Annotated in this window: 23 protein-coding genes; 13 read left to right on the forward strand and 10 right to left on the reverse strand. The window is 63.2% G+C overall.

The features are described from left to right. Positions 1–28: 28 nt before the first annotated feature. Genes lexA through C6382_RS03000 form a run of 4 tightly spaced genes read left to right on the forward strand, consistent with a single transcriptional unit; the run spans position 29 to position 5,771 of the window. Positions 29–649, forward strand: coding sequence for a transcriptional repressor LexA (gene lexA / locus C6382_RS02985; RefSeq protein ID WP_178082737.1), 621 nt, complete (start codon positions 29–31; stop codon positions 647–649). Further along, positions 649–1,266, forward strand: a complete 618-nt coding sequence (imuA, locus tag C6382_RS02990) for a translesion DNA synthesis-associated protein ImuA (protein ID WP_107023060.1) — start codon at positions 649–651, stop codon at positions 1,264–1,266. Before lexA ends, imuA begins: the two co-directional genes overlap by 1 nt. Before the next feature lie 6 nt (positions 1,267–1,272). Continuing rightward, a complete protein-coding gene (locus C6382_RS02995; protein WP_107023061.1) occupies positions 1,273–2,688 on the forward strand; it encodes a DNA polymerase Y family protein in 1,416 nt (471 codons plus the stop codon). Next, on the forward strand, positions 2,664–5,771 hold the full coding sequence (locus C6382_RS03000; RefSeq protein ID WP_218276239.1) for an error-prone DNA polymerase: 3,108 nt from the start codon (positions 2,664–2,666) through the stop codon (positions 5,769–5,771). Before C6382_RS02995 ends, C6382_RS03000 begins: the two co-directional genes overlap by 25 nt. On the opposite strand, the gene C6382_RS03005 is transcribed toward C6382_RS03000, so the two are convergent. Continuing rightward, positions 5,768–6,589, reverse strand: a complete 822-nt coding sequence (locus C6382_RS03005; protein WP_107023063.1) for an aldo/keto reductase — start codon at positions 6,587–6,589, stop codon at positions 5,768–5,770. The two genes, C6382_RS03000 and C6382_RS03005, sit on opposite strands and share 4 nt — an antisense overlap. Further along, positions 6,577–7,482: a LysR family transcriptional regulator gene (locus tag C6382_RS03010; protein ID WP_107023064.1), complete on the reverse strand. Its 906-nt coding sequence runs from the start codon at positions 7,480–7,482 to the stop codon at positions 6,577–6,579. Before C6382_RS03010 ends, C6382_RS03005 begins: the two co-directional genes overlap by 13 nt. A 137-nt stretch (positions 7,483–7,619) precedes the next feature. On the opposite strand from C6382_RS03010, the gene C6382_RS03015 reads away from it, so the two are divergent. The 3 genes from C6382_RS03015 to C6382_RS03025 all read left to right on the forward strand — a co-directional run bounded on the left by C6382_RS03015 (position 7,620) and on the right by C6382_RS03025 (position 10,575). Further along, positions 7,620–8,318 (forward strand): CoA transferase subunit A, encoded by a 699-nt coding sequence (locus C6382_RS03015; RefSeq protein WP_107023065.1) that lies wholly within the window; start codon positions 7,620–7,622, stop codon positions 8,316–8,318. 36 nt (positions 8,319–8,354) lie between these two features. After that, positions 8,355–9,011 carry a CoA transferase subunit B gene (locus C6382_RS03020; protein WP_107023066.1) on the forward strand — a complete coding sequence of 219 codons (657 nt, stop codon included), beginning with the start codon at positions 8,355–8,357 and terminating at the stop codon, positions 9,009–9,011. A gap of 133 nt (positions 9,012–9,144) precedes the next feature. After that, entirely contained in the window at positions 9,145–10,575 is a 1,431-nt protein-coding gene (locus tag C6382_RS03025) for a short-chain fatty acid transporter (protein WP_107023067.1), read from the forward strand. Positions 10,576–10,628: 53 nt separating this feature from the next. Here the strand turns inward: C6382_RS03025 and C6382_RS03030 are convergent, their stop codons facing one another. Together C6382_RS03030 and C6382_RS03035 are read right to left on the reverse strand one after the other, a co-directional pair. Beyond that, positions 10,629–11,066: a carboxymuconolactone decarboxylase family protein gene (locus tag C6382_RS03030; protein WP_107023068.1), complete on the reverse strand. Its 438-nt coding sequence runs from the start codon at positions 11,064–11,066 to the stop codon at positions 10,629–10,631. A 102-nt stretch (positions 11,067–11,168) separates the two neighbouring features. Further along, positions 11,169–12,599: a PLP-dependent aminotransferase family protein gene (locus tag C6382_RS03035; RefSeq protein WP_107023069.1), complete on the reverse strand. Its 1,431-nt coding sequence runs from the start codon at positions 12,597–12,599 to the stop codon at positions 11,169–11,171. 165 nt (positions 12,600–12,764) lie between these two features. On the opposite strand from C6382_RS03035, the gene C6382_RS23995 reads away from it, so the two are divergent. Continuing rightward, a complete protein-coding gene (locus tag C6382_RS23995; protein WP_157193096.1) occupies positions 12,765–13,007 on the forward strand; it encodes a DUF2790 domain-containing protein in 243 nt (80 codons plus the stop codon). On the opposite strand, the gene dkgB is transcribed toward C6382_RS23995, so the two are convergent. Then, entirely contained in the window at positions 13,004–13,807 is an 804-nt protein-coding gene (gene dkgB / locus C6382_RS03045; RefSeq protein ID WP_107023071.1) for a 2,5-didehydrogluconate reductase DkgB, read from the reverse strand. The genes C6382_RS23995 and dkgB overlap by 4 nt on opposite strands. A gap of 160 nt (positions 13,808–13,967) precedes the next feature. On the opposite strand from dkgB, the gene C6382_RS03050 reads away from it, so the two are divergent. Then, positions 13,968–14,588 (forward strand): TetR/AcrR family transcriptional regulator, encoded by a 621-nt coding sequence (locus tag C6382_RS03050; protein WP_038612464.1) that lies wholly within the window; start codon positions 13,968–13,970, stop codon positions 14,586–14,588. 32 nt (positions 14,589–14,620) lie between these two features. Here C6382_RS03050 and C6382_RS03055 read toward each other — a convergent pair whose 3' ends face one another. Next, positions 14,621–15,100: a GNAT family N-acetyltransferase gene (locus C6382_RS03055; RefSeq protein WP_107023072.1), complete on the reverse strand. Its 480-nt coding sequence runs from the start codon at positions 15,098–15,100 to the stop codon at positions 14,621–14,623. A 124-nt stretch (positions 15,101–15,224) separates the two neighbouring features. Here C6382_RS03055 and tam point away from each other — a divergent pair, with 124 nt between their 5' ends. Next, complete coding sequence (gene tam, locus C6382_RS03060; RefSeq protein WP_107023073.1) at positions 15,225–15,989, forward strand: trans-aconitate 2-methyltransferase; 765 nt, start codon at positions 15,225–15,227, stop codon at positions 15,987–15,989. Between the two features lie 9 nt (positions 15,990–15,998). Here tam and C6382_RS03065 read toward each other — a convergent pair whose 3' ends face one another. Beyond that, positions 15,999–16,376, reverse strand: coding sequence for a DUF2784 domain-containing protein (locus tag C6382_RS03065; RefSeq protein ID WP_107023074.1), 378 nt, complete (start codon positions 16,374–16,376; stop codon positions 15,999–16,001). A 143-nt stretch (positions 16,377–16,519) separates the two neighbouring features. Between C6382_RS03065 and C6382_RS03070 the strand changes: the two genes are divergently transcribed. Then, positions 16,520–17,149 carry a LysE family translocator gene (locus tag C6382_RS03070; RefSeq protein ID WP_107023075.1) on the forward strand — a complete coding sequence of 210 codons (630 nt, stop codon included), beginning with the start codon at positions 16,520–16,522 and terminating at the stop codon, positions 17,147–17,149. Between the two features lie 54 nt (positions 17,150–17,203). Here the strand turns inward: C6382_RS03070 and preA are convergent, their stop codons facing one another. The 3 genes from preA to hydA form a co-directional block, all read right to left on the reverse strand. Continuing rightward, positions 17,204–18,481 (reverse strand): NAD-dependent dihydropyrimidine dehydrogenase subunit PreA, encoded by a 1,278-nt coding sequence (gene preA / locus C6382_RS03075; RefSeq protein ID WP_107023076.1) that lies wholly within the window; start codon positions 18,479–18,481, stop codon positions 17,204–17,206. Then, positions 18,478–19,845 carry an NAD(P)-dependent oxidoreductase gene (locus C6382_RS03080; protein WP_107023077.1) on the reverse strand — a complete coding sequence of 456 codons (1,368 nt, stop codon included), beginning with the start codon at positions 19,843–19,845 and terminating at the stop codon, positions 18,478–18,480. Before C6382_RS03080 ends, preA begins: the two co-directional genes overlap by 4 nt. A 73-nt stretch (positions 19,846–19,918) precedes the next feature. Then, positions 19,919–21,364, reverse strand: coding sequence for a dihydropyrimidinase (gene hydA / locus C6382_RS03085; RefSeq protein ID WP_107023078.1), 1,446 nt, complete (start codon positions 21,362–21,364; stop codon positions 19,919–19,921). A 325-nt stretch (positions 21,365–21,689) separates the two neighbouring features. Between hydA and C6382_RS03090 the strand changes: the two genes are divergently transcribed. After that, positions 21,690–23,177, forward strand: coding sequence for an NCS1 family nucleobase:cation symporter-1 (locus C6382_RS03090; RefSeq protein ID WP_107023079.1), 1,488 nt, complete (start codon positions 21,690–21,692; stop codon positions 23,175–23,177). 32 nt (positions 23,178–23,209) lie between these two features. Continuing rightward, positions 23,210–24,493, forward strand: coding sequence for a Zn-dependent hydrolase (locus C6382_RS03095; RefSeq protein ID WP_107023080.1), 1,284 nt, complete (start codon positions 23,210–23,212; stop codon positions 24,491–24,493). Positions 24,494–24,508: the final 15 nt, after the last annotated feature.

Here is a 24,508-nt window from a genome sequence, read left to right on the forward strand (position 1 = left end):
TGGTCAGTGCGCGCTGAAAAGAGTACAAATGTGCTCCATGAACAGACTATCGCCCAAACGCAGCGCTATCCTCACCTTCATCCGTGAGCGGATTGCCGATCATGGCCAGCCGCCGAGCCTGGCCGACATCGCCACAGCCTTCGGCTTTGCCTCGCGCAGTGTGGCGCGCAAGCATATCCAGGCCCTGGCCGAGGCCGGGTTCATCGAGGTCACCCGCAACCAGGCCCGGGGCATTCGCCTGGCCGGGGCTCTGCGTCGGCCCGAGGTCCTGGAAATCCCGGTGCTGGGTCAGGTGGCCGCAGGGCGGCCCATCGGCCCGGACGTTGATATCCACGAGCAGCTCATGCTCGACGCTCAACTGTTCAGTCGTTCGCCGGACTACCTGCTCAAGGTGCGCGGTGACTCGATGCTCGATGACGGCATCCTCGACGGCGACCTGGTCGGCATCAAGCAGCAGGCCGAAGCCCGTGACGGGCAGATCATCGTCGCCCGCCTCGATGGCGAGGTGACCATCAAGCGTTTCGAGCGGGTCAGTGCCCAGCAGTACCGCCTGCTGCCACGCAACCCGGCCTATGCGCCGATCGAGGTTGGCCCCGGCCAGGACTTCGTCATCGAAGGCGTGTTCTGCGGCCTGGTGAGACGCGGCTGATGGGCGCGGTGCTCAGCCTCGACGGGCTGCTCGACCAGCAACGGGTCTGGAAGGGGCGGCCCCAGGCTCAGCCCCAGGGCTTGCAGCCCACCGGCCATGCGGCGCTGGACACGGCATTGCCGGGCGGTGGCTGGCCGCCCGGTGCGCTCACAGAGGTGTTGCTGACCGCCGAAGGCTGCGGCGAGCTGCAATTGCTCTGGCCCAGCCTGGCCCGCCTGACCGCCAGTGGCGAGCGAGTGGTGCTGATTGCTCCGCCGTTTATTCCCTATGCACCGGCCTGGCAGGCGGCGGGGGTCGACCTGCAGTGGCTGACCCTGATCGAGGCGGCAGCGGCCGATGCGCTCTGGGCTGCCGAGCAATGCCTGCGCTCAGGCAGTTGCGGCGCTGTGCTGTGCTGGCCACACAAGGCCGACGACCGCGCCTTGCGTCGCTTGCAGGTAGCCGCCGAAAGCGGTCAGACCCTGGCCTTTGCCCTGCGCCCTCTGCAGGCGGCGCTGAACCCGTCACCGGCGGCGTTGCGCATTGCCATTGATGCCCGCCCGGCCCAGTGGCGGGTACTCAAATGCCGCGGCGGCCTGGCCCCGGCGCTGCCCATTGCCTGCCCCGGGCGAGGCTGATGGATCATGCTCTGGGCCTGTATCCTCCTGCCGCAGCTGGCGCTCGACGCTGTGTTGCGCGGGCGCGCCGACCCCGACACGCCACTGGTGCTGCTCAGTGGTCCGCCCCAGCGACGCCTACTGCAGGCGGTCAACCCGGCAGCGGCGGCCCTTGGCCTGCGTGCCGGGCAGTCGTTGACCACTGCTCAGGCGCTGGCGGGCAATTTCACCTGCGTCGACCATGACCCGGCCGCCATCGACGCCTTGCAGCAACTGCTCGCCGCCTGGGCTTACCAGTTCAGCTCCCAGGTCAGCCTGCATTACCCGCGGGTGCTGTTGCTGGAAGTCGAATCCAGCCTCGGCCTGTTCGGCCCCTGGCCTGTCTTCGAAGCGCGTTTGCGTGCCGAGCTGAGCGCCTTGGGGTTTCGCCACCGTATCGTTCTGGCCAGCAACCCTGTGGCCGCGCGCATGCTCGCCAACTGCCACGATGGCCTGGCGCTCGATTGTTCCGAACAGACGCGCGCCGCGCTTGAGCAACTGCCCATCGAACGGGTAGGTCTGCCAGTGGAGGCGGCCAGCGCCTTAGTCCGTATGGGCCTGCGCCGACTCGGACAGGTCATGACGCTGCCCCGCGAGGCCCTGGCCCGGCGTTTTGCCGCAGCGGTGCAACTGCACCTGGACCGTCTGCTGGGGCTGCGCCCCATGGCGCTGACGTTCTATCTGCCGCCGGATCACTTCGACGCCCGTCTGGAATTGAATTTCGATGTCGAGTCGCACCAGGCCTTGCTCTTTCCGCTGCGCCGTCTGATCAACGATCTGGCCGCGTTCCTGGCGGGCCGTGACAGCGGCGTGCAGCGCTTTACCCTGCACCTGGAGCACGCCGAAGGCACCGACACCCGGGTAGCCGTTGGCCTGCTGGCCGCCGAGCGTGACCCGCTGATGCTGTTCGAGCTGGCCCGTGGGCGCCTTGAACAACTGCAGCTAAGGGCGCCGGTGCGCAATCTGCGTTTGCAGGCCGAAGACCTGCCGGCCTTTGTCCCGCAGCACCGCGAACTGTTCGAGCCACGCCCGCAGCAGAACCAGCCTTGGGAGCAACTGCGCGAACGCCTGCGCGCGCGTCTGGGCGACACGGCGGTGCACAGCCTGTCGGCCCAGGCCGATCATCGCCCGGAATGCGCCTGGCGCCTGGACTGCACGGCCAAACTGCCGTCGGCCGCCCCCGCAGCACTGCGCCCGGGCTGGTTGCTGGCCGAGCCCCAGGCGTTGTCCGGTGTGGGTGTGCAACTGCTGACCGGCGCCGAGCGGATCGAGTCCGGTTGGTGGGATGGTGGCGATGTGCGTCGCGACTACTACCGGGTGCAAACCCCGAGCGGGCTGTATGCCTGGGCCTACCGCAACCTCGGTGAAGAGGGGCCGTTGTGGCTGCAGGGCTGGTTTGCATGAGCACGCCCGCGACTTACGCCGAGCTGCACTGCTTGTCGAACTTCAGTTTCCAGCGCGGGGCCTCCAGCGCCCAGGAGTTGTTCCGCCGCGCCCGCCAACAGGGTTACCAGGCACTGGCGATCACCGACGAGTGCACCCTGGCCGGGATTGTCCGGGCCTGGCAGGCGGCAAGGGCGGTGGAGCTGCCCTTGATCGTCGGCAGCGAAGTGCGCCTGCACGATGGACCCAAGCTGGTGCTGTTGGCGGAGAATCTGCTCGGTTACCAGCACCTGTGCCGGCTTATCACCCTGGGCCGACGGCGGGCGCAGAAGGGCGCCTACCAGCTACTGCGTGAAGACTTCGACGTTCCCCAGGACGGGCTGCTGGCCCTGTGGGTGCCGGATGAGGGCGAGCAGGATCTGGCTGTCGGCCACTGGTTACGTGAGCGCTTCGCCGAGCGCCTGTGGCTGGCGGTCGAGCTGCACCGTGGCGCCGACGATGGGCTGCGCCTGCAACAGTTGCTGACCCTGGCCGCATCCCTGCAACTTCCCGCCGTGGCGGCGGGCGATGTGCACATGCATGCCCGTGGGCGACGTGCCTTGCAGGACAGCATGACGGCGATCCGTCATCACTGCACCGTGGCCGAGGCCGGGCAACGCCTGTTCGCCAACGGCGAGCGTCATTTGCGCCCGTTGACGCAACTGGCCGAGCTGTATCCGCAGGCGTTGCTCGATGAAACCCTGCGCATCGCCGCCCGCTGTCGCTTTGACCTGAGCCAACTGCGCTATCAGTACCCCCGCGAGCTGGTGCCCGCCGGGCAGACGGCCAGCGCCTGGTTGCGCCATTTGTGTGAGCAGGGGCAGCGCTGGCGCTGGCCCAACGGTCTCGAAGAGAAAGCCCGCCAGGCGCTGGAACACGAACTGGAGCTGATTGCCGAGCTGAACTACGAGAGCTATTTCCTCACCGTTCACGACATCGTCAACTTTGCCCGCGGCCAGGGCATTCTCTGTCAGGGACGTGGTTCGGCGGCCAACTCGGTGGTGTGTTTCGTGCTGGGCATCACCGAACTGGACCCGATGCGCAGCCACCTGTTGTTCGAGCGTTTTCTGTCGCGCGAGCGCGATGAGCCCCCGGATATCGATGTCGATTTCGAACACGAGCGTCGTGAAGAAGTCCTGCAGTACGTGTTCAACCGATACGGTCGTCACCGCGCGGCGTTGACTGCTGTGGCCAGTACCTACCACGCCGCCGGTGCGGTGCGCGATATTGCTCGGGTGCTGGGCTTGCCGGTGGCGCAGATCAACGCGTTGGCCGACTGCTGCGGGCGCTGGAGCGATCGTTTGCCGCCGCCGGAGCAACTGCGTGAAGCCGGTTTCGATCCCGACACCCCGTTGCTGCGTCGGGTGCTGGCACTGACCGGCGAATTGATCGGCTTTCCCCGCCACCTGTCCCAACACCCAGGCGGTTTCGTGATTTCCGAGCAGCCGCTGGACACGCTGGTGCCGGTGGAAAACGCCGCGATGGAGGGGCGTACGGTAATCCAGTGGGACAAGGACGATCTCGATCTGGTCGGCCTGCTCAAGGTCGACATCCTCGCCTTGGGCATGCTCAGCGCCTTGCGTCGCTGTTTTGATCTGTTGTACCGCCATCGCGGCCGTGAACTGAGCCTGGCGCAGATTCCCGCCGATTGTGCGGCCACCTATGAAATGATCGGTCGCGCCGACACCATCGGCGTGTTCCAGATCGAGTCGCGGGCGCAGATGGCCATGCTGCCGCGACTCAAGCCAAAGGAGTTCTACGATCTGGTGATCGAGGTGGCTATCGTTCGCCCCGGGCCGATCCAGGGTGACATGGTCCATCCTTACTTGCGCAGGCGTCAGGGTCTGGAGCCGGTGAGCTATCCGTCACCAGCCCTGCAGAAGGTGTTCGAGCGTACTTTGGGCGTGCCGCTGTTCCAGGAACAGGTGATGGAGCTGGCCATGGTCGCAGGCGGTTATTCGGCGGGCGAGGCCGATCAGTTGCGGCGGGCCATGGCCGCCTGGAAACGTCATGGGGGCCTGGAACCACACCGCGAACAGTTGATCAGCGGCATGCTCGGCAATGGCTACAGCCGCGAATTCGCCGAGCGGATCTTCGAGCAGATCAAGGGCTTTGGCAGCTATGGCTTTCCCGAATCTCACGCCGCCAGTTTCGCCTTGCTGACCTACGCCAGTTGCTGGCTCAAGTGCCATGAACCGGCGATCTATGCCTGCGCGTTGATCAACAGCTGGCCGATGGGCTTCTACAGTCCCGACCAGATTCTTCAGGATGCCCGCCGTCACCGGATCGAGATCCGTCCGGTGGATGTCTGCCACAGTGATTGGGATTGCAGTCTGGAACCGGGGGCAGGGCAGGCGCTGGCCATTCGTCTGGGGTTGCGGCAGATTCGCGGCTTTCGCCAGGACGATGCCCGGCGCATCGAACAGGCGCGGAGCGCGGCTGCTTGGCGTGATATCAGTGATCTTTGCCTGCGCGCGCAACTCGATGCCCGGGCGCGTGAACTGCTGGCCGATGCCGGTGCCCTGCGCGGGCTGGCCAGTGACCGTTACCGGGCGCGCTGGAGCGTGGCGGCGGTGCAGGCGCAGCTGCCGTTGTTCGCCGGGGTTGATGCGCCTGAGGAGGCGCCTGTGAGCCTGCCGCAGCCGTCGATCGGCGAGGATATGTTCGCCGACTATGCCAGTGTCGGCACCACCCTGGGCCCGCATCCGCTGAGCTTGTTGCGCCGCCGTCTCGACGTGTTGGGCTGTCGCAGTTCACAGGCGCTGGAGGGCGCCGGGCATGGCGACAAGGTCAGCGTGGCGGGCTTGGTGACCGGCCGGCAGCGCCCGCAGACCGCCAGCGGAGTCACTTTTGTCACCCTTGAAGATGAGTTCGGCAATGTCAACGTGGTGGTCTGGCGCGACCTGGCCGAGCGTCAGCGCCGGGCTCTGGTCGGCTCACAATTGTTACGGGTGAGCGGGCGGCTTGAGTGCGAAAGCGGGGTACGCCACCTGATTGCTCAGCGATTGGAAGACCTCAGTCCGCTGTTGCAAGGGCTGGATGTGCGCAGTCGGGATTTTCGTTAGAGCATCGCCAGAGGCTGTTTGCGCGTCGGCACCGGAAAGGCCCGGTCGATAGCGCGCAGGTCTTCGCTGTTGAGGGTCAGGCTGGCAGCCGCCGCATTCAGGCGCACATGCTCCGGGTCCACCGCCTTGGGGATGGCAATCACACCGTCCTGACGCGTCACCCAGGCCAGACTGACCTGGGCCGGGGTGGCACCATGGCGCTCGGCAATCTCAAACAGGGTCGGGTGCTTGAGCAAGCGCCCGGCCTGGGCCAACGGGCAATAGGCCATGGTCGGTAATTGGCGTTTGTGGCTCCAGGGCAACAAGTCGAACTCAATGCCGCGCTGGGCGGGGTTGTACAGGACCTGGTTGGTGGCGCAGTCGGGATTGTGCAGTTCGCGCAGATCGTCGGTGTCAAAGTTCGACACGCCCCAGCGGCCGATCTTGCCCGCTTCACGCAAGCGTTCGAAGGCCTCGACGGTTTCCTCAAGCGGGTACTGGCCGCGCCAGTGCAACAGGTACAGATCGATATAGTCAGTGCCCAGACGCTTGAGGCTGCGCTCGCAAGCTGCCGGGATGCCGTTGCGGCTGGCGTTGTGCGGGTACACCTTGCTGACCACGAAGGCCTGCTCACGGCGTCCGGCGATGGCCTGGCCGACCACGTGTTCAGCACCGCCTTCGGCATACATCTCGGCTGTGTCGATCAGCGTCAGGCCCAGATCGATGCCTTGCTGCAGCGCCGCCACTTCGCGGCCACGCTGGCCCGGGTCTTCGCCCATATACCAGGTACCCTGGCCGATAGCCGGAACGTCTTTGTCGGCAAGCTTCACTGTAAGCATGTCATCTCCTGGGGGCGGGCTTGTTCTTGTAATACATCGAGCAGCGCCTGAGCTGCCGCTGAGAGTTTATGGTCAGCCAGCAGGGAGACGCCAATGCGCCGTTCGATGATTGGCTCGACCAGCGGTACGCAGCAGGCGCCGAGCTCCTGCATCTGGCCGATGCACAAGGCCGGTACGGCACTGACGCCCAGGCCGTTGGCAACCATGCGGCCGATGGTTGACAACTGATGACTCTCGAAGGCCACCGCCAGCTTGCCATGCTCGGCCGCCAGGGCCTGCTCCAGCAGCAAACGCACGGCCGAGGGCCGTTGCAGGGCGATGAAGTCTTCAGCCAGCAGCTCGCGCCAGCTGACCTGGGCTTGCTGTGCTAAAGGTGAATCAGTGGGCACCACCGCGACGAAACGGTCCAGGTACAACGGCTTGAATAGCATTGGCGCGCTGGCCTCGGGCTCAATCCCGATACCCAGCTCGACGCGGCGATGGCGCACCAGTTCCAGCACCTGCTCGTTGATCACGTCATGCACTGTGACATTGACCCGCGGGTAGCGCTGGCGAAACACTTTCAACACCGCTGGCAGCAGGTTGCCGGCAAAGGCCGGCATGGCGGCAATCGACACCCGCCCCAACTGCAGGGTGAAGCGCTGGCGCAGCAGTTCTTCGGTGTTGTCCCAGTCGGCCAGCAGCTGCCGGGCCAGGGGCAGCAGCACTTCGCCCTCCGGAGTCAGGCTGACGCTGCGGGTGGTGCGGCTGAGCAGGGCGCCGCCGAGGTTGTCTTCCAGGGCCTTGATGGTCAGGCTCAGGGCTGGTTGCGACAGATGCAGGTGCTCGCCGGCCTGGGCAAAACTCTGGTATTTGGCGACAGTGACGAAGGCGCGCAGCTGTTTGACGTTCATCGGCGTGGCCTATTCTTTTGAAAAATCAATCAAATGATCATAAAAACAAAATTAACAAATAAGTCCATTAAGGTGAAGATGCGTCAAACGCTCGCCGACACCCCTGTCGGTTCAACAACTACAAAAGGCGGATCAGCATGGTCGGACTGGACAAGCGCGTAGCAACCTATGAACAGGCTCTTGAAGGCCTGACCGACAACATGACAGTACTGGCCGGTGGTTTCGGCCTGTGCGGTATTCCAGAAAACCTCATCAACGAGATCAAGCGCCGTGGCGTCAAGGGCCTGACCGTGGTCTCGAACAACTGCGGCGTTGATGGCTTTGGCCTGGGCGTGTTGCTTGAAGATCACCAGATTCGCAAGATGGTCGCCTCCTATGTCGGCGAGAATGCCGAGTTCGAGCGCCAATTGCTCAGTGGCGAACTGGAAGTGGAACTGACCCCGCAAGGCACCCTGGCCGAGAAAATGCGCGCTGGCGGTGCCGGTATCCCGGCGTTTTTCACCGCCACCGGCTATGGCACCCCGGTTGCCGAAGGCAAGGAAGTGCGTGAGTTCAATGGCCGCAAGTACATCCTCGAAGAAGCCATCACCGGCGACTTCGCCATCGTCAAAGGCTGGAAGGCTGACCACTACGGCAACGTGGTGTACCGCAACACCGCGCAGAACTTCAACCCGCTGGCCGCGACCGCCGGCAAGATCACCGTGGTCGAGGTCGAAGAAATCGTCGAGCCGGGTGTCCTGCTGCCTACCGAGATCCATACCCCGGGTATCTACGTCGACCGGGTGATTGTCGGCACCTTTGAGAAACGTATCGAAAAACGCACCCTCAAAGCCTGAACCGTCCCCGAACAGAACAACAAAGAGATCCTGACCATGGCACTTACCCGCGAACAAATGGCCCAGCGCGTCGCCCGCGAACTCAAAGACGGCTACTACGTCAACCTCGGCATCGGCATCCCGACCCTGGTGGCCAACTATGTCCCGGCCGAAATTGATGTGATGCTGCAATCGGAAAACGGCCTGCTGGGCATGGGGGAATTCCCGACTGAAACGCAGCTCGACGCCGACATGATCAACGCCGGTAAACAAACGGTGACCGCCCGCCGTGGTGCGTCGATTTTCAGCTCCGCCGAATCCTTCGCCATGATCCGTGGCGGTCACGTTGACCTCACGGTGTTGGGTGCTTTCGAAGTGGACGTGGAGGGCAACATCGCCTCCTGGATGATTCCAGGCAAGCTGGTCAAGGGCATGGGCGGCGCCATGGACCTGGTGGCCGGTGCCGACAACATCATCGTCACCATGACCCACGCCTCCAAGGACGGCGAGTCCAAACTGCTGCCGCGCTGCAGCCTGCCGCTGACTGGTGCCGGTTGCATCCGCAAGGTGCTGACCGATCTGGCTTACCTGGAAATCGAAAACGGCGCCTTCATCCTGCGCGAAACCGCGCCGGGGGTGACGGTGGACGAGATCATCGAGAAGACCGCCGGCAAGCTGATCGTGCCGGATGATGTGAAAGAGATGACGTTTTAATTTCAGGTAGTTCATTCAGGCCTCATCGCGGGGCAAACCCGCTCCCACAGGTGCAGATATGCCTGTGGGAGCGGGTTTGCCCCGCGATGAGGTCTTCGCTATGCCAAAAAAACAACGATAAAAGGAAGATAACGTGGCCGCTGATATCCAAGACAGCCGCTCCGCTCGCTTTGCCCTGCGTTGCTCAAGCTGGGCTGAACGCTGGTTCCCCGATTCCTGGGTGTTTGCCGCCTTGGCAGTCATACTGGTCTCTGTTGCCGCCTTGGCCATGGGCGCCAAGCCTACCGATACCGCCAAGGCCTTTGGCGACGGTTTCTGGAGCCTGATTCCGTTCACTATGCAGATGGCCTTCGTGGTCATCGGCGGCTATGTAGTCGCCAGTTCTCCCCCTGCCGTCAAATTGATCGACCGCCTGGCGCGGCTCCCGAAAAACGGTCGCTCGGCAGTGTGCTGGGTGGCGCTGATCTCGATGCTGGCGTCGTTGCTCAACTGGGGGCTGTCTCTGGTGTTTGGCGGCTTGCTGGTACGTGCCCTGGCGCGCCGTACCGACCTGCGCATGGATTACCGCGCCGCTGGTGCTGCCGTTTACCTGGGTCTGGGCGCCGTCTGGGCCCTGGGCCTGTCGTCGTCGGCGGCGCAGTTGCAGGCCAACCCGGCCAGCCTGCCACCGTCGATTCTGGCCATCACTGGCGTGATCCCGTTCACCGAAACCATTTTCCTCTGGCAGTCGGGCGTAATGCTCCTGGCGTTGGTACTGGTTTCCCTGGTCGTGGCTTACGCCACCGCACCGGGGCCGGGCAGTGCCCGTAGCGCTCAAGACTGCGGCATCGACCCCAGTTTTTCGCTACCACCGCCGCCGCAGCGCACCCGGCCGGGCGAGTGGCTGGAATACAGCCCGATCCTGATCCTGCTGCTGGTAGCGCTGGCGGCGGGCTGGTTGTACAACGAGTTCACGACCAAACCTGCGATCACTGCGATTTCCGGGCTGAACACCTACAACCTGCTGTTCATCATGCTCGGTGCCTTGCTGCAGTGGCGCCCGCGCAATTTTCTCGATGCAGTCGCCCGCGCGGTGCCGACCACCACCGGGGTGCTGATCCAGTTCCCGTTGTACGGCTCGATCGCGGCAATCCTGACCCAGGTTAAAGGGGTCGATGCGCAAACGTTGGCGCATCACATCTCGACCTTCTTTGTGCAGATCGCTACCCACGACACCTACGCGGTGCTGATGGGCGTGTACTCGGCGGTGTTGGGCTTCTTCATTCCTTCCGGCGGCGGCAAGTGGATCATCGAAGCGCCGTACGTGATGCTGGTGGCCAATGACCTGCAGTACCACCTGGGTTGGGCAGTGCAGATCTACAACGCCGCCGAGGCGCTGCCGAACCTGATCAACCCGTTCTACATGCTGCCGCTGCTGGGGGTGCTGGGCCTGAAGGCGCGCGACCTGATCGGCTTCTCCTTCGTGCAGTTGCTGGTGCATGTTCCGCTGGTGCTGTTCCTGCTGTGGCTGCTCGGTACCACGTTGCAATACACGCCGCCGGTGATGCCGACGCCGGCCGGCTGAGTGCTGTAAATAAAAACGCCCTGCAGTGCAGGGCGTTTTTTTGGCCGGATGACTCAGCTGGGGATCATCGCAAAGCCCACGCCGAAACGGTTCCAGGCGTTGATAGTGGCGATGGCCAGAGTCAAGTTAGCGACCTCGGCTTCGCTGAAGTGTTCGAGCAGGGCGCGGTACTGGTGTTCCGGTGCATGGCGCTCAGGCAGACGGGTCAGGCTTTCGGTCCAGGCCAGGGCCGCACGCTCACGGGGCGTGAAGAAAGCGGTATCATCCCAGACACTCAGGGTTTGCAGGCGGGCCTCGGTTTCGCCGGCCTTGCGCGCATCATTGGCGTGCATGTTGACGCAGTAGGCACAGCCGTTGATCTGCGAAGCACGCAGGCGGATCAGCTCCAGCAGCGAGGTTTCCAGCCCGGACTTGCCCAGGGCCATTTCCAGGCCGACCATTGCCTTGTAGGCCTCAGGCGAGTGCTTGGCCCATTCGATACGATTGCTCATCTCTGTTCTCCGGTAAGTTCCGCATCAGGCGGCGATGGCACTACCTTAGCGCCGCTGCGGTGATGCTCGAATAGCCAATTGCGGCGAATCTCAGGAGGCCAATCAGCCGAGGGTCTGCAAGGTGTCACGCACCCGGTCGAGAGCCGGGTCGATGTCCAGCAGTTCGATCGCGCCAAAACCCAGCAACAGCCCGGAACGTACCGGTGCCTGGGCATAGAAGGGCGCCAGCGAGTAGAGCCCGACTTCGACCTTGCGCGCCATGTTGATCAGGAATTCCACCTCCAGGCCGCCCTTGGTCAGGGCGCTCAGGTGATAGCCGGCGGTAGCCGGAATTACCTCGAACCAGGGCGCCAGGTCACCCTGCAAACGTTGCAGGATCCGTTCGCGACGCGCGGCATAGACCTCATGCACGCGGCGGGTATGCTTGAGCAACGCGCCTTCGCTGATAAAGCGGGCCAGGGCCCACTGGTTCAGGGTTGGGGTGTGCCAGTCGGTCAGTTGCTTGGCAACACAGATGGCTTCGCGCAGGGCCTCGGGGACGATGGCGTAGCCCAGGCGCAGTTCCGGCAACAAGGTTTTCGAGAAGGTCCCGACATAGGCCACCAGGCCATGCCGGTCCATGCTCTGCAGTGAATCGGTGGGCCGGCCTTCGTAGCGGAATTCGCTGTCGTAGTCGTCTTCGATGATGATCGCGCCCAACGCCGCAGCGCGCTCCAGCAGGGCCTGGCGACGTGCCAGGCTCATCGGCATGCCCAGCGGGAACTGGTGCGAGGGGGTGACGTAGATCAGCCGGGTGCCTTCGGCGATCTGCTCCACGCACAGGCCCTGGTCATCCACGGGCACGTACTGCAGCTGCGCGCCCTGAGACAGGAACAGCTGGCGAGCCGGGGTGTAGCCGGGGTCTTCCATGGCCACCCGGCAGCCAGGTTCGATCAGGATCCGGGCGATCAGGTCCAGGGCCTGCTGGGCGCCGTTGCACACCAGTACATCGCTACTGTGGCACCGCACACCACGGGCGAAGGCGATATGCCGGGCGATGGCTTCGCGCAGCTCCGGCAAACCCTGATGGGCAGCGTAGCGGGCGCTGCCGCGACGTATCTGGCGCAGCGCGTACTGGTTGCAGCGGCGCCAGTCATCGAAGGGAAACTGGGCCTTGCTCGAAGCACCGCCGATGAAGTCGTAGCGCAAGGTACTGGGCGCCAGGTCAGCCAGCAGGTTGGATCGGGAACGCCATTTGGCCAGGGTCGGGGCGCTAGCCAGGGGGATGGCGGGGCCAGCTGGCGCTAAACGGGTCGAGGCCGGGGTAATGAAGGTGCCCTTGCCGACCTTGCCGCTGAGCAGGTTGTCGTAGGTCAGGCGCGAATAGGCTTCGGCCACGGTCTTGCGTGACACGCCCAATTGTTCGGCCAGCAGCCGGGTTGGCGGCAGCTGCGTGCCAGCGGCCAGGCGCCCGCTGTCGATACCCTCGCGCAGTTGCTGGTAGAGCTGTTCGGCCAGACCTTTGCTGCCTTGCAGGCTGATATGAAGTTCCATGCTGGGGTGAATCCGTGCGCCATTGACTGGCATCGAGATTACCCGATTTACCCTGAAACTGCCGTTGATCCCCTCGGCCGACGCCTTGGCGCAGGCGCGCCACACTTTAGAAGTCGGGGTTCTCCGGCACATCGGCGAACCTCTTGCGCACACAGGAGCGTCGCCATGTACCTGCGAACTCTGCTGGGCCTGGGGCTGTTGCTTACAGCCAGTGCCCAAGCCGCCGAATCAATCGCTGTGTATCACTACGGCATGCCGCTGGATATCGCTCGGGTGGTGGCCATGAGCGAGCCTGAAACCGACCTCTGCGATGTGGTGCAGGCCAGCATGGTCTATATCGACTCCGCTGGCCGGCAACACACCCTGCAGTATCTGAAGTTGGCCCTGGCCTGCAGCGATCAAGGTTAGTCCCAGGCCGGTGCCAGGCTTTGCGGGCTGGTCAGGCGCAGGCCGCTGTCGAGGGCGGCGATTTTCGCCATGTCCTCATCGCTGAGCTTGAGCTCGCCGGCCTTGAGGTTGCTGGCGAGATTTTCGCGGCGGGTCGAAGACGGGATTACCGCGTAGCCCAGCTGCATAGCCCAGGCCAGGGTGACCTGCGCCGGGGTGGCGTTGTGTTGCCCCGCGATTGCCTGGATCACCGGATCCTGCAGAACCTTACCGTAGCCCAGGGTCATGTATGAGGTCACGGTGATGCCCTGACTGTGCATGAACTCGACCAGCTTGCGGTTTTGCAGATACGGGTGCAGTTCGATCTGGTTGGTAGCGATGGCGTCTTTGCCGACCACGTCGATGGCCTGGCGCAGCAGGTCGATAGTGAAGTTGGATACGCCAATCTGTCGGGTCAGGCCCTGGTCACGGGCTTCGGCCAACGCGGTCATGAACTCGCTGACCGGGACAGCGTCTTTAGGCGATGGCCAGTGGATCAGGGTCAGGTCCAGGTAGTCGCTGCGCAGTTTGCTCAGGCTTTCCTTCAGGCTGGGGATCAGCTTGTCGGCACTCAGGTTGTCGATCCAGATCTTGCTGGTCAGGAACAGCTCGCCACGGGGGATGCCGCTGGCGGCGACTGCGTTGCCGACTTCGGCTTCGTTGCCATAGATTTGCGCGGTGTCGATGGCCCGGTAGCCGAGCTCCAGGGCCTGGCTGACCGAGTCGATCACCACCTGGTCTTTGAGGCGAAAGGTACCGAGACCGAGCAGTGGAATGGACATGGGAGGGCTCCTTGTGAAGGGCTGTTGAAATGAGGCGTGCAGTATTGCGACCGAGCGCCTGAGGAAAAATCCCTGCGCCGACACAACTTTTTTGCCGCCGACGCACGAATCGGCGGAGCCTGGTGGTAGCCTTGCAGCGTCAGTCGCAATGGATCTGGTCATGACCCAGCACAAGCTCAGCATTCGCCAACGCAATGTCGACAATATCCTCCTGGCCGCCGAGCAGGTCTTTGCTGAGAAGGGCTACGCCGGCACTGCCATGGCCGACATCGCCGAGGCGGCACAGTTGCCGCGCAGCAATGTGCACTATTACTTCAGCACCAAGGCCGAACTGTACCAGGCGGTGTTGTTCGGCCTGCTTGAAGTATGGAAGCAGGATGCCTTGTGCTTTGAGCTTTACGACGATCCGCGCATCGTGCTGAGCAGCTACATCCGCGCCAAGATGAACCATTCACGCACGCGTCCCTATGGCTCCAAGGTCTGGGCCAACGAGATCATCCATGGCGCGCCCAACCTTGGCGCGGCGCTGGACGACCCGCTGTACGATTGGGCCAAGATGAAAGAAGCAAAAATCCGCCAGTGGATCGACGATGGCCGCATCCTCGCGGTGGAGCCCTCGGGGTTGTTGTACATGATCTGGGCGTCGACCCAGCACTATGCCGACTTCAGCCACCAGGTCGGTTTGCTCAACGACCACCAGCCGCTCACCGACCTGCAGTTCGAGCGGGCGGTGCAGACGGTGACCAGCGTGATCTTGCGCGGGATCGGGCTGGAGCCATAAGGCCAATGGAACAGACTTGCAGTGACAGTGGATTACTGTTGGGCAAATGCCTTTAGCCCGTCACCTTCCAGGCGATAGCGCACCCACTCATCCTGCGCCTGGGCACCCAGCGAGCGATAGAACTGAATCGCCGGCTCGTTCCAGTCCAGCACGCTCCATTCCAGACGGCCACAATCATTGTCACAGGCCTCGATGGCGATGTGCCGGAGCAACTGTTTACCCGCACCGCCGCCCCGTTGTTCGGGGGTGATGTACAGGTCTTCGAGGTAGATGCCGTTGCGCCCCAGCCAGGTCGAGTAGCTGTAGAAGTACACCGCGTAACCAATGGCCTTGCCGTCGTGTTCACAGATCAGACTCAGGGCTTTGGCGCCGTCATCGAACAGGGTGCGCTCGATATCGGCCACACTGGCGATCACTTCGTGGCGGGCACGTTCGTAGTCGGCAAGCTCGGTGATGAAGGCAAGAATCTGGGCCGCGTCTTCGCGTCGAGCAGGGCGGATGTGCAAGGTCATGGCAGGCTTCCGGCAGGTGGGCTGATGGCGCTCATGTTAACGGCAAGCATGAGGCAATAGGCGAATTGTGCCGGGCATTCTATGCTTGCTCCCGACTTTTTCACTGACGAACAAGGACTCAATAATGACCTGGTCCGCGACGCAGTACAGCACCTTCGAAAACGAACGCACGCGACCGGTGCGCGACCTGGTGGCGGCATTGCCGCAGCAGAGCATCCGCACGGCCGTCGATCTGGGCTGCGGCCCGGGCAATTCGACCCAGGTACTGGCCGGGCGTTATCCGGGGGCAGCCGTCAGCGGCATCGACAGTTCCGAGGACATGCTCCGGGCTGCACGCCAGCGCCTGCCCACTATCGACTTCGCATTGGGCGACATTGCCAGCTGGACCGCACCCCAGGGTGTCGACGTGATCCTCGCCAACGCTTCGCTGCAATGGCTGCCCGCTCATGCGGTGTTGTACCCGCAGCTGGTCAGGCAACTGACCGAGGGCGGCAGCCTGGCCATCCAGACGCCGGACAATCTCGACGAGCCAGCCCACCGCCGGGCCCGCGAGATCGCCAGCCAAGGCACTTGGGCAGACAAAATCGGTGCAATCAAGCACCCGCCACGGCACAGCGCCGCTGAGTACTACGATATCCTCAGTCCCCATTGCCGCCAGGTCGAAGTGTGGCGCACCACCTATTACCATCCCTTGATGGGTGGGGCGCAGGCGGTAGTGGAGTGGTTCAAGGGCTCAGCCTTGCGTCCGTACCTGGCGGCACTGGACGCCGATAGACAGCAGGGTTTCCTCACGGATTACCTGCACGCCATGGAGAAAGACTACCCACCAGCGGCCGACGGCAAGGTGCTGTTGCCATTTCCGCGGCTGTTCATTATCGCCACGCGCTGAAGGCAGGCTTCAGCGGCTGGGCTGCCTGCGTGGCCACTGGCGTATCACCTGCAGGTAAACCAGGGCATTGACCAGCACCACCACTGAGCCCAGTAGTACCTGAGTACCCGGCGTCAGTCCCGCCGGGTAGATGACCGGCAGGATGTAATGCTCGATAAAACCGCCTTCGTACCCGGCCTGGCCCGCCGCTTGACGCAAGTGGTTCTCCCAGTCGGTGAGTGGGCAGTACAGGTGAAAGAACTCCACCGCAATGCCCCAGCACAGCGCAGGCAAGTGCCACCACAGGGCCGCGCGCCATTTGAGCACCAGCAAGCCGCCGAACAGCACGAATAGAATGAACAGCAGGTGAAACAGCACCAGACCATCGGCGCTCAGGCGGTACAGCATGGCAGTGGCTTCCTCGGGGCAAATATTCCTTGTACGCACCATGATAGAGGTAAACCGCCGAGGGTCGTCGCGGCCTGATAACAGGCGTTGTCCTGAGCGCATCGAACAGGCATGCTGGCGCCTTTCTGTCTGCGCAAGTCACCATGGACGCCTCCACACTGTTGCTCTATATCATCGCCGCCGGCGCGGTGATGATCACCCCAGGTCCAGCCATGCTCCTGGCCCTCAATAACGGTGCCACCCACGGCATGCGCGTGGCCGGCTTCGGCATGGCCGGGGCGATGCTCTCCGACCTGCTGTTGATCGCTGCCGTGGGCTGTGGCCTGGGCGCCTTGTTGCAGGCCTCCGAGCAGCTGTTCAGCCTGGTCAAATGGGTCGGGGCGGTGTACCTGCTGTACCTGGCCTGGGTGCTCTGGCGCGCACCGAGCAATGCCCTGGAACGGCTGCCGATGAATGCTGGCGCCAGTGGTCGCTCAGCTTTCCTGCGCGCGCTGTTCGTCGGTCTGTCCAACCCCAAGGGGCTGCTGTTCTTCTCGGCATTCCTGCCACAGTTCATTCGCCCCGACCAGCCGGTGGCCGAACAGTACCTGGTGCTGGCGATCACCAGCGCCGCCCTCGACGGTGTGATGATGGCGGTCTATGCCTACGGCGGCCGGCATGCCATGCGGCGATTTTCGGCGCGCACCCTGCAATGGATCAACCGCAGCTGCGCCGGGATGCTGGCGGCGCTGGCGGTGGGCTTGAGCCTGTATCGACGCAGCGATATGCACTGAGTACAAACAACGAGGGAGGATCACTGAGCCTCCCTCGTTGTTTGTGGCCGCGCCTCAGGAGGCTTCGCGGTAGGGGTTGCGCGGGTCGTGCTGCCAGTCGAGGAACGGCTTGCCGGTGTCTTGCGCCACCATCTCGATGCAATCCTGGACCGGGCAGGTGATCTGACACAGGTTGCAGCCCACACACTCGGCGTCGATCACCTCGTAGCGGTGGCTGCCATCAGCCTGCTTGAGGCTGGCGATGGCCTGGTGCGAGGTGTCTTCGCAGGCGATGTGGCAGCGTCCGCAACCGATGCAGGCGTCCTGATTGATTTTGGCGATGACCTGGTAGTTGATGTCCAGGTACTTCCAGTCGGTGGTGTGGCCCACGGCGCGACCGCTGAAATCCTGCAGACTGCGGTAGCCCTGACTGTCCATCCAGCGCGAGAGGCCGTCTTTCATGTCGTCGACGATGCGAAAGCCATGCAGCATGGCCGCAGTGCACACCTGCACGGCACCGCAGCCCAGGGCGATGAACTCGGCGGCGTCACGCCAGCTGCCGATACCACCGATACCGCTGATCGGCAGGCCACGGGTGGCCGGGTCGCGGGCGATTTCGGCAACCATGTTCAAGGCAATGGGTTTGACCGCCGAGCCGCAGTAACCGCCGTGGGTGCTCATGTCGCCGACTATCGGCAGGGCGATCATGCGTTCGAGGTCGACGCTGGTGATCGAGTTGATGGTGTTGATCAGCGACACTGCGTCGGCGCCGCCACGATGGGCGGCGCGCGCGGACTGGCGGATGTCGGTGATGTTGGGCGTGAGTTTGACGATCACCGGCAGCGAGCAATGGGTCTTGCACCAGCGGGTAACCTGTTCGACATACTCCGGCACCTGACCGACCGCTGCGCCCATGCCGCGCTCGGGCATGCCGTGAGGGCAACCGAAGTTCAATTCGATACCGTCGGCGCCGGTGGCCTCCACCAGCGGCAGGATGGCTTTCCATGATTCCTCGACGCAGGGCACCATCAGCGACACGATCAGCGCGCGGTCGGGCCAGTCCTTTTTCACCTGGGTGATTTCGCGCAGGTTGATGTCCAGCGAGCGGTCGGTGATCAGCTCGATGTTATTGATGCCCATGACCTCGCGGTTGACCCCGTAGTGGGCCGAGTAGCGCGACGACACGTTGACCGCAGCCGGGTCTTCGCCAAGGGTTTTCCAGACCACGCCGCCCCAGCCGGCCTGAAACGCGCGGACCACGTTGTAGGCCTTGTCGGTAGGTGGCGCGGAGGCCAGCCAGAACGGATTGGGCGCCTTGATGCCAGCGAATTCGATCGACAGATCAGCCATTATGCAGTCTCCACATTGAGCATCAGTTGCGCATGCATGGCCTCGGCGGCCAGCTTGCCGTGCTGCACGGCCTGGACGGTGAGGTCCTGGCCCAGGTGGGTACAGTCGCCGCCGGCGTACACGCCGGGCAGGCTGGTGCGCATGTGTTCATCGACGCGAATGCGCTCGCCGTCGCGGGCCAGTGTTTGCGCGCTGCTGTCACTGAGGGCTTGATCGTTGAAGGCCTGGCCGATCGCCTTGAAGATTGCGTCGGCGGCCAGTTCGAAGGTTTCCCCAGTGGTTTGCAGACGGCCCTCGATCATATGCGTGCGCGCAAAGCGCATGCCGCGTACCCGGCCCAGATCATCGAGCAGTACCTGCTCAGGCTGGGCCCAGGTCAGCAGGCGCACCTGGTTCTCCTTGGCGATGTGCTGTTCATGTTCGGTGGCGCCCATGTCCTCGAAACCGCGGCGGTACACCAGATTGACATCGCGAGCGCCGAGCCGCGCCATCTGCACGGCCATGTCGATGGCGGTATTGCCCGCGCCGAGGACGATGCAGCGATCGGCCACAGGCAGGGTGGTCAGGTCCTCGGCCTGACGCAGTTCGCGGATGTAATCGGTGGCGGCCAGCATGCCCGGCGCGCTTTCGTTGGCCAGGCCCAGTTGGCGGCTGGCGTTCAGGCCAAGACCGAGGAATACCGCATCGAACTGTTGTTGCAGCTCGGCCAGGCTGAGGTTGTCACCCAGTACCTGGCCATGGCGGACTTCGATACCGTCGATTTGCAGGACGAAGTCCACCTCGCGTTGGGCGAAATCGTCGACCACCTTGTATTTGGCGATTCCATATTCGTTCAGACCACCCGCCTTGGGGCGGGCTTCGAAGATCACCACATCGTGGCCGTGCCAGGCCAGGCGATGGGCGCAGGACAAACCTGCGGGCCCGGCGCCGACCACGGCGATGCGCTTGCCGGTGCTGGCGGCGCGCTGGAAGGGGTGTTCTGTGAACTCGGCGTGGTCCAGGGCATAACGTTGCAGCAGGCCAATCAGTACCGGGGCGCACTCCTGGTGGTGGTTGCGCACGCAGGCCTGCTGGCAGAGGATTTCGGTCGGGCAGACCCGCGCGCAACTGCCACCGAGGATATTGGCCGAGAGGATCTTTTCTGCTGCGCCCTGGACGTTTTCCTGGTGGATGCTGCGGATGAACGAGGGGATGTCGATGTCGCTGGGGCAGGCGTTAACGCAGGGGGCGTCGTAGCAGTACAGGCAGCGCGAGGCCTCCACGGCGGCCTGACGGGCGTTCAGCGGTGGCGCCAGGTCGCTGAAGTGCTCGGCCAGGGCAGCATTGTCGGTGGACGGTCGGGGGAGGTGGTTGAGGGACTCGATCACGGTGGTTTCCTCATGTCTCTTATAGTTGGTGCTTTGATCGCGGTGCGGCGACCCGACTTGCCCCGCGAAGCTGTTAGCGCTTAACCGCAGCCGGACGCTGATACTCGGCACGCTTGCTCAACAGATCGAACACCGCTGGATACGCCGGCCGCTCGATATAGCGCCCGGCACCACGCTCGGCACGCAGGTCACCATTGGCCCAGACCAGCTTGCCCTGGCTGATGGTGTGGCTGGGGATGCCACGCACGGTCTTGCCTTCGAAGATGTTGAAGTCGACCTGTTGATGATGGGTCGCCGCTGAAATGGTCCGCGTGCCTTGCGGGTCCCAGAGCACCAGGTCGGCATCGGCTCCCACACGTAGGGCGCCTTTGCGCGGGAACAGGTTGAAAATCTTCGCCGTGTTGGTGGAGGTCAGCGCAACGAAATCCTGCATCGACAGCTTGCCGCTGTTCACTCCTTCGTCCCAGAGCACCGCCATGCGGTCTTCAATACCGGCGGTGCCGTTGGGGATGCGGCTGAAGTCCTCCCGGCCGGCAGCTTTCTGTTCGGCGCAGAAGCAGCAGTGGTCAGTGGCGGTGGTGTGCAGGTTGCCCGACTGCAGGCCGCCCCACAGTGCTTCCTGGTGGCCATCCTTGCGCGGCCGGAAGGGTGGGCTCATGACGTAACCGGCGGCGGTTTGCCAGTCCGGATGCTGGTAGACGCTGTCGTCCAGCAGCAAGTGCCCGGCCAGTACTTCGCCGTAGACCGGCTGGCCCTTGGCGCGGGCATAGGTGATCTCATCCAGTGCTTCGCGGGTCGACACATGCACCAGGTACACCGGTGTGCCCAGGGTTTCGGCAATGCGGATGGCGCGGCTGGCCGCTTCACCCTCAACCTGAGAGGGGCGCGACAATGGATGCGCTTCGGGCCCGGTGATGCCCTGGGCCAGCAGTTTGCGCTGCAGGTGAAAGACCAGCTCGCCGTTCTCGGCGTGCACGGTGGGCACTGCGCCCAGTTCCAGGCAGCGTTCGAAACTGGCGACCAGGGTGTCGTCGGCGGCCATGATCGCATTCTTGTAAGCCATGAAGTGCTTGAAGCTGTTGACGCCGTGCAGGTGCACCAGCTCGCCCATTTCCTCACGCACCTGTTCGCTCCACCAGGTGATGGCGACATGAAAGCCGTAGTCGGACGCTGACTTCTCGGCCCAGCCGCGCCACTGATGAAAGGCTTCGAGCAAGGATTGCTGCGGGTTGGGGATGACGAAGTCGATGATCGAGGTGGTGCCACCGGCAAGGCCTGCAGCCGTGCCGCTATAGAAGTCCTCGCTGGCCACGGTGCCCATGAAGGGCAGTTGCATATGGGTGTGCGGGTCGATGCCGCCGGGCATCAGGTACTGGCCGCTACCGTCGAGAATCTCGCAACCGTTGGGAAGCTCGAGGTCGGTGCCGATGGCTTTGATCACGCCGTCGGCACAGAGCACGTCGGCACGATAACTTTCCTCATGGGTAATCAGAGTGGCACCACGAATCATAAGCGTCATCAGAGGCTCCTCGCAGGCTTGACCGGTTGTTGCCGGCTCTAGGTTTTGTTCTTTTTGCAGCGTAGGTCAAAACCTGTCATCGCTGTCAGGAATTGAATCTAGTAGGGGTTAAGGAATAGGGCAAATAATTAATTTATAAGCTTATATCTTGTTTAACTATTTGAAATTAAACGAATTTAATTGATTTTTAGTGTTTTAGGAAAACGACCAGTGGTCCTGTCGTTCTTGACAGGTTGTGGAAATGGTCAAGATTTCTCATGGGCACCCGTGATTGCCCTCATGCCAGTGCAAGTACCTCCCAAAACGGAAAAACAGTGGAGTGGCCATGCAGCAGACCCGATCGCAAGTGCGTGAACGTGATGGCTTGTATGAGCTCGACGCCGGCAGCGACGTCCTCGACAGCCCCCGATACAACCACGACATCGCCCCAACCAAGGTGTATGAACGCACCTGGAACACGTGGCACATCACCGCGCTCTGGGTCGGCATGTCGATCTGTGTGCCGACGTACACCTTGGGCGGGGTGCTGACTGCTTACTTCGGCCTGACGGTGGGCGAAGCGTTGCTGGCGATTCTGCTGGCCAATACCGTGGTGCTGATCCCGCTGACACTCAATGCTTTTCCCGGGACCAAGTACGGCATTCCTTTTCCGGTGCTGTTGCGCGCGTCGTTCGGCATCAAAGGCTCCAACGTGCCGTGCCTGATCCGGGCCCTGGTGGCGTGTGGCTGGTTCGGCATCCAGACGATGTTCGGCGGCTTGGCCATTCACCTGTTCCTCGGTTCGTTGTCGGCGGACTGGAAGGCCTTGGGTGGCACCGGCGAGGTGATCGGCTTCATGCTGTTCTGGTGCCTGAACCTGTGGGTAGTGCTGCGTGGCGCCGAGTCGATCAAATGGCTGGAAACCCTGTCGGCACCATTATTGGTGCTGGTCGGTGCCGGGTTGCTGGTGTGGGCCTTGCCCAACGTCTCGATCAGCGAACTGATGGCCCAGCCACCCAAGCGCCCGGAAGGCGCCAGCGTCTACGGTTACTTCTTTGCCGGGCTGACCGCCATGGTGGGTTTCTGGGCCACCTTGTCGCTGAATATTCCTGACTTCAGCCGCTATGCGAAAAGCCAGAAAGACCAGATTCTCGGGCAGATTTTCGGCCTGCCGCTGACCATGTTCCTGTTCGCCGCCCTGGGTGTGGTGCTGACGGCGGCCTCGCCGTCGCTGGTGGGGCAGACCGTGTCCGATCCGGTCAGCCTGATCGGGCATATCCAGAGCCCGGTGTGGGTGGCCTTGGCCATGGCCCTGATTATCATCGCCACCTTGTCGACCAACACCGCGGCGAACATTGTGTCTCCCACCAACGACTTCCAGAACCTGGCGCCCAAGTGGATCGGGCGGACCAAGGCGGTACTACTGACCGGGCTGGTCGGCTTGTTGCTGATGGCACATGAGTTGCTGAAAAAGCTTGGCCTGATTGTCAGTGATGTCAGCCTGGAAAGCGTCTATTCCAACTGGCTGCTGGGCTACTCCAGCCTGCTCGGGCCGATCGCCGGGATCATGGTGGTCGACTACTTCCTGATCCGCAAACAGACCCTGGACCTGGCCGGCCTGTACCGTGATGACGTCTATCCGGCCTGGAACGCCGCCGGTTTCATCGCCTTTGGTGTACCGGTTGCGCTGACCCTGCTTTCGCTGCAGAGTCAGGCGTTCAGCTGGTTCTACGACTTTGGCTGGTTCACCGGTTCCGCCCTGGGCGGGCTGATCTACTACGCGCTCGGCCAGCTCAAGATGGCCCGTGCGACCAATCTCAAACCCACCGTGTAGCGCCTATGGCCCGCAGAGGCCAGGAGAACAGCATGCAAACAGCACAGGACGTTCTGCAATCGACCCATCGGCATATCAACGGCGAGCGCTTGTGGCAGTCGTTGATGGATCTGGCCCGGCTCGGTGCTACGGTCAAAGGCGGGGTGTGCCGCCTGGCGCTGACCGATCTTGATCGCCAGGCCCGCGACCTGTTCGTCCAATGGACCGAGGCGGCGGGCTGTACCGTGACCATCGACGGCGTCGGTAACATTTTCGCCCGCCGCCCGGGTCGCAACCCGCAATTGCCACCGGTGATGACCGGCAGCCATATCGACACCCAGCCCACTGGTGGCAAGTTCGATGGTTGCTTTGGCGTACTGGCCGGGCTGGAAGTCATGCGCACGCTCAATGACCTGAAGATCGAAACCGAGGCGCCGCTGGAAGTTGTGGTGTGGACCAACGAGGAGGGCTCGCGCTTTGCTCCGTGCATGATGGGCTCGGGGGTGTTCGCCGAGAAATTCACCCTGGAAGAAACCCTGGCCAAGACCGATGCCGAGGGCATCAGCGTCGGCCAGGCGCTGAACGCCATCGGTTATGCCGGGCCGCGAGCGGTCAGCGGTCACCCTGTGGGCGCCTATTTCGAAGCGCATATCGAGCAGGGGCCAATCCTCGAAGACCAGCACAAGACCATTGGCGTAGTGCTCGGCGCCCTTGGCCAGAAGTGGTTTGATCTGACCTTGCGCGGTGTCGAGGCCCATGCCGGGCCGACACCGATGCACCTGCGCAAGGACGCGCTGGTCGGTGCCAGTGCGGTAGTGGCGGCGGTCAATCGTGTGGCCCTGGAGCACCAACCGCATGCCTGCGGCACTGTCGGTTGTCTGCAGGCGTATCCGGGGTCGCGCAACGTCATTCCTGGCGAAGTGCGCATGACCCTGGATTTCCGTCACTTGGAGCCGGCACGCCTGGACTCGATGATTGCTCAGGTGCGCGATGTGATCAGTAGCACCTGCCAGCAGCATGGGCTGAGCCATACCCTGACCCCAACCGCGGACTTCTCGCCGCTGTATTTCGACAAGGGTTGTGTCGAAGCGGTGCGCAGTGCGGCTCAGGGGCTGGGCTTGTCACATATGGATATCGTCAGCGGCGCGGGGCATGACGCGATTTTCCTCGCTGAGCTGGGGCCGGCGGGGATGATTTTCGTACCCTGTGAAGGCGGGATAAGCCACAACGAAATCGAGAATGCTGCGCCCGAGGATTTGGCGGATGGCTGCGCCGTGCTGTTGCGCGCGATGCTGGTGGCGGCGCAGGCGGTGGCGCGGGGGAGGGAGGCGGCTTGAACTGAATCGAGAGGT

This window comes from Pseudomonas sp. BBP2017, assembly GCF_003024385.1.
GTDB lineage: Bacteria > Pseudomonadota > Gammaproteobacteria > Pseudomonadales > Pseudomonadaceae > Aquipseudomonas.

What these genes read in the sequence shown, in the direction of transcription:
- lexA (WP_178082737.1), top strand. Translation starts at nt 29, where the DNA reads ATGTGCTCCATGAACAGACTATCGCCCAAACGCAGCGCTATCCTCACC.
- imuA (WP_107023060.1), top strand. Translation starts at nt 649, where the DNA reads ATGGGCGCGGTGCTCAGCCTCGACGGGCTGCTCGACCAGCAACGGGTC.
- C6382_RS02995 (WP_107023061.1), top strand. Translation starts at nt 1,273, where the DNA reads ATGCTCTGGGCCTGTATCCTCCTGCCGCAGCTGGCGCTCGACGCTGTG.
- C6382_RS03005 (WP_107023063.1), bottom strand. Translation starts at nt 6,589, where the DNA reads ATGCTTACAGTGAAGCTTGCCGACAAAGACGTTCCGGCTATCGGCCAG.
- C6382_RS03010 (WP_107023064.1), bottom strand. Translation starts at nt 7,482, where the DNA reads ATGAACGTCAAACAGCTGCGCGCCTTCGTCACTGTCGCCAAATACCAG.
- C6382_RS03015 (WP_107023065.1), top strand. Translation starts at nt 7,620, where the DNA reads ATGGTCGGACTGGACAAGCGCGTAGCAACCTATGAACAGGCTCTTGAA.
- C6382_RS03020 (WP_107023066.1), top strand. Translation starts at nt 8,355, where the DNA reads ATGGCACTTACCCGCGAACAAATGGCCCAGCGCGTCGCCCGCGAACTC.
- C6382_RS03030 (WP_107023068.1), bottom strand. Translation starts at nt 11,066, where the DNA reads ATGAGCAATCGTATCGAATGGGCCAAGCACTCGCCTGAGGCCTACAAG.
- C6382_RS03035 (WP_107023069.1), bottom strand. Translation starts at nt 12,599, where the DNA reads ATGGAACTTCATATCAGCCTGCAAGGCAGCAAAGGTCTGGCCGAACAG.
- C6382_RS23995 (WP_157193096.1), top strand. Translation starts at nt 12,765, where the DNA reads ATGTACCTGCGAACTCTGCTGGGCCTGGGGCTGTTGCTTACAGCCAGT.
- dkgB (WP_107023071.1), bottom strand. Translation starts at nt 13,807, where the DNA reads ATGTCCATTCCACTGCTCGGTCTCGGTACCTTTCGCCTCAAAGACCAG.
- C6382_RS03050 (WP_038612464.1), top strand. Translation starts at nt 13,968, where the DNA reads ATGACCCAGCACAAGCTCAGCATTCGCCAACGCAATGTCGACAATATC.
- C6382_RS03055 (WP_107023072.1), bottom strand. Translation starts at nt 15,100, where the DNA reads ATGACCTTGCACATCCGCCCTGCTCGACGCGAAGACGCGGCCCAGATT.
- tam (WP_107023073.1), top strand. Translation starts at nt 15,225, where the DNA reads ATGACCTGGTCCGCGACGCAGTACAGCACCTTCGAAAACGAACGCACG.
- C6382_RS03065 (WP_107023074.1), bottom strand. Translation starts at nt 16,376, where the DNA reads ATGCTGTACCGCCTGAGCGCCGATGGTCTGGTGCTGTTTCACCTGCTG.
- C6382_RS03070 (WP_107023075.1), top strand. Translation starts at nt 16,520, where the DNA reads ATGGACGCCTCCACACTGTTGCTCTATATCATCGCCGCCGGCGCGGTG.
- hydA (WP_107023078.1), bottom strand. Translation starts at nt 21,364, where the DNA reads ATGACGCTTATGATTCGTGGTGCCACTCTGATTACCCATGAGGAAAGT.
- C6382_RS03090 (WP_107023079.1), top strand. Translation starts at nt 21,690, where the DNA reads ATGCAGCAGACCCGATCGCAAGTGCGTGAACGTGATGGCTTGTATGAG.
- C6382_RS03095 (WP_107023080.1), top strand. Translation starts at nt 23,210, where the DNA reads ATGCAAACAGCACAGGACGTTCTGCAATCGACCCATCGGCATATCAAC.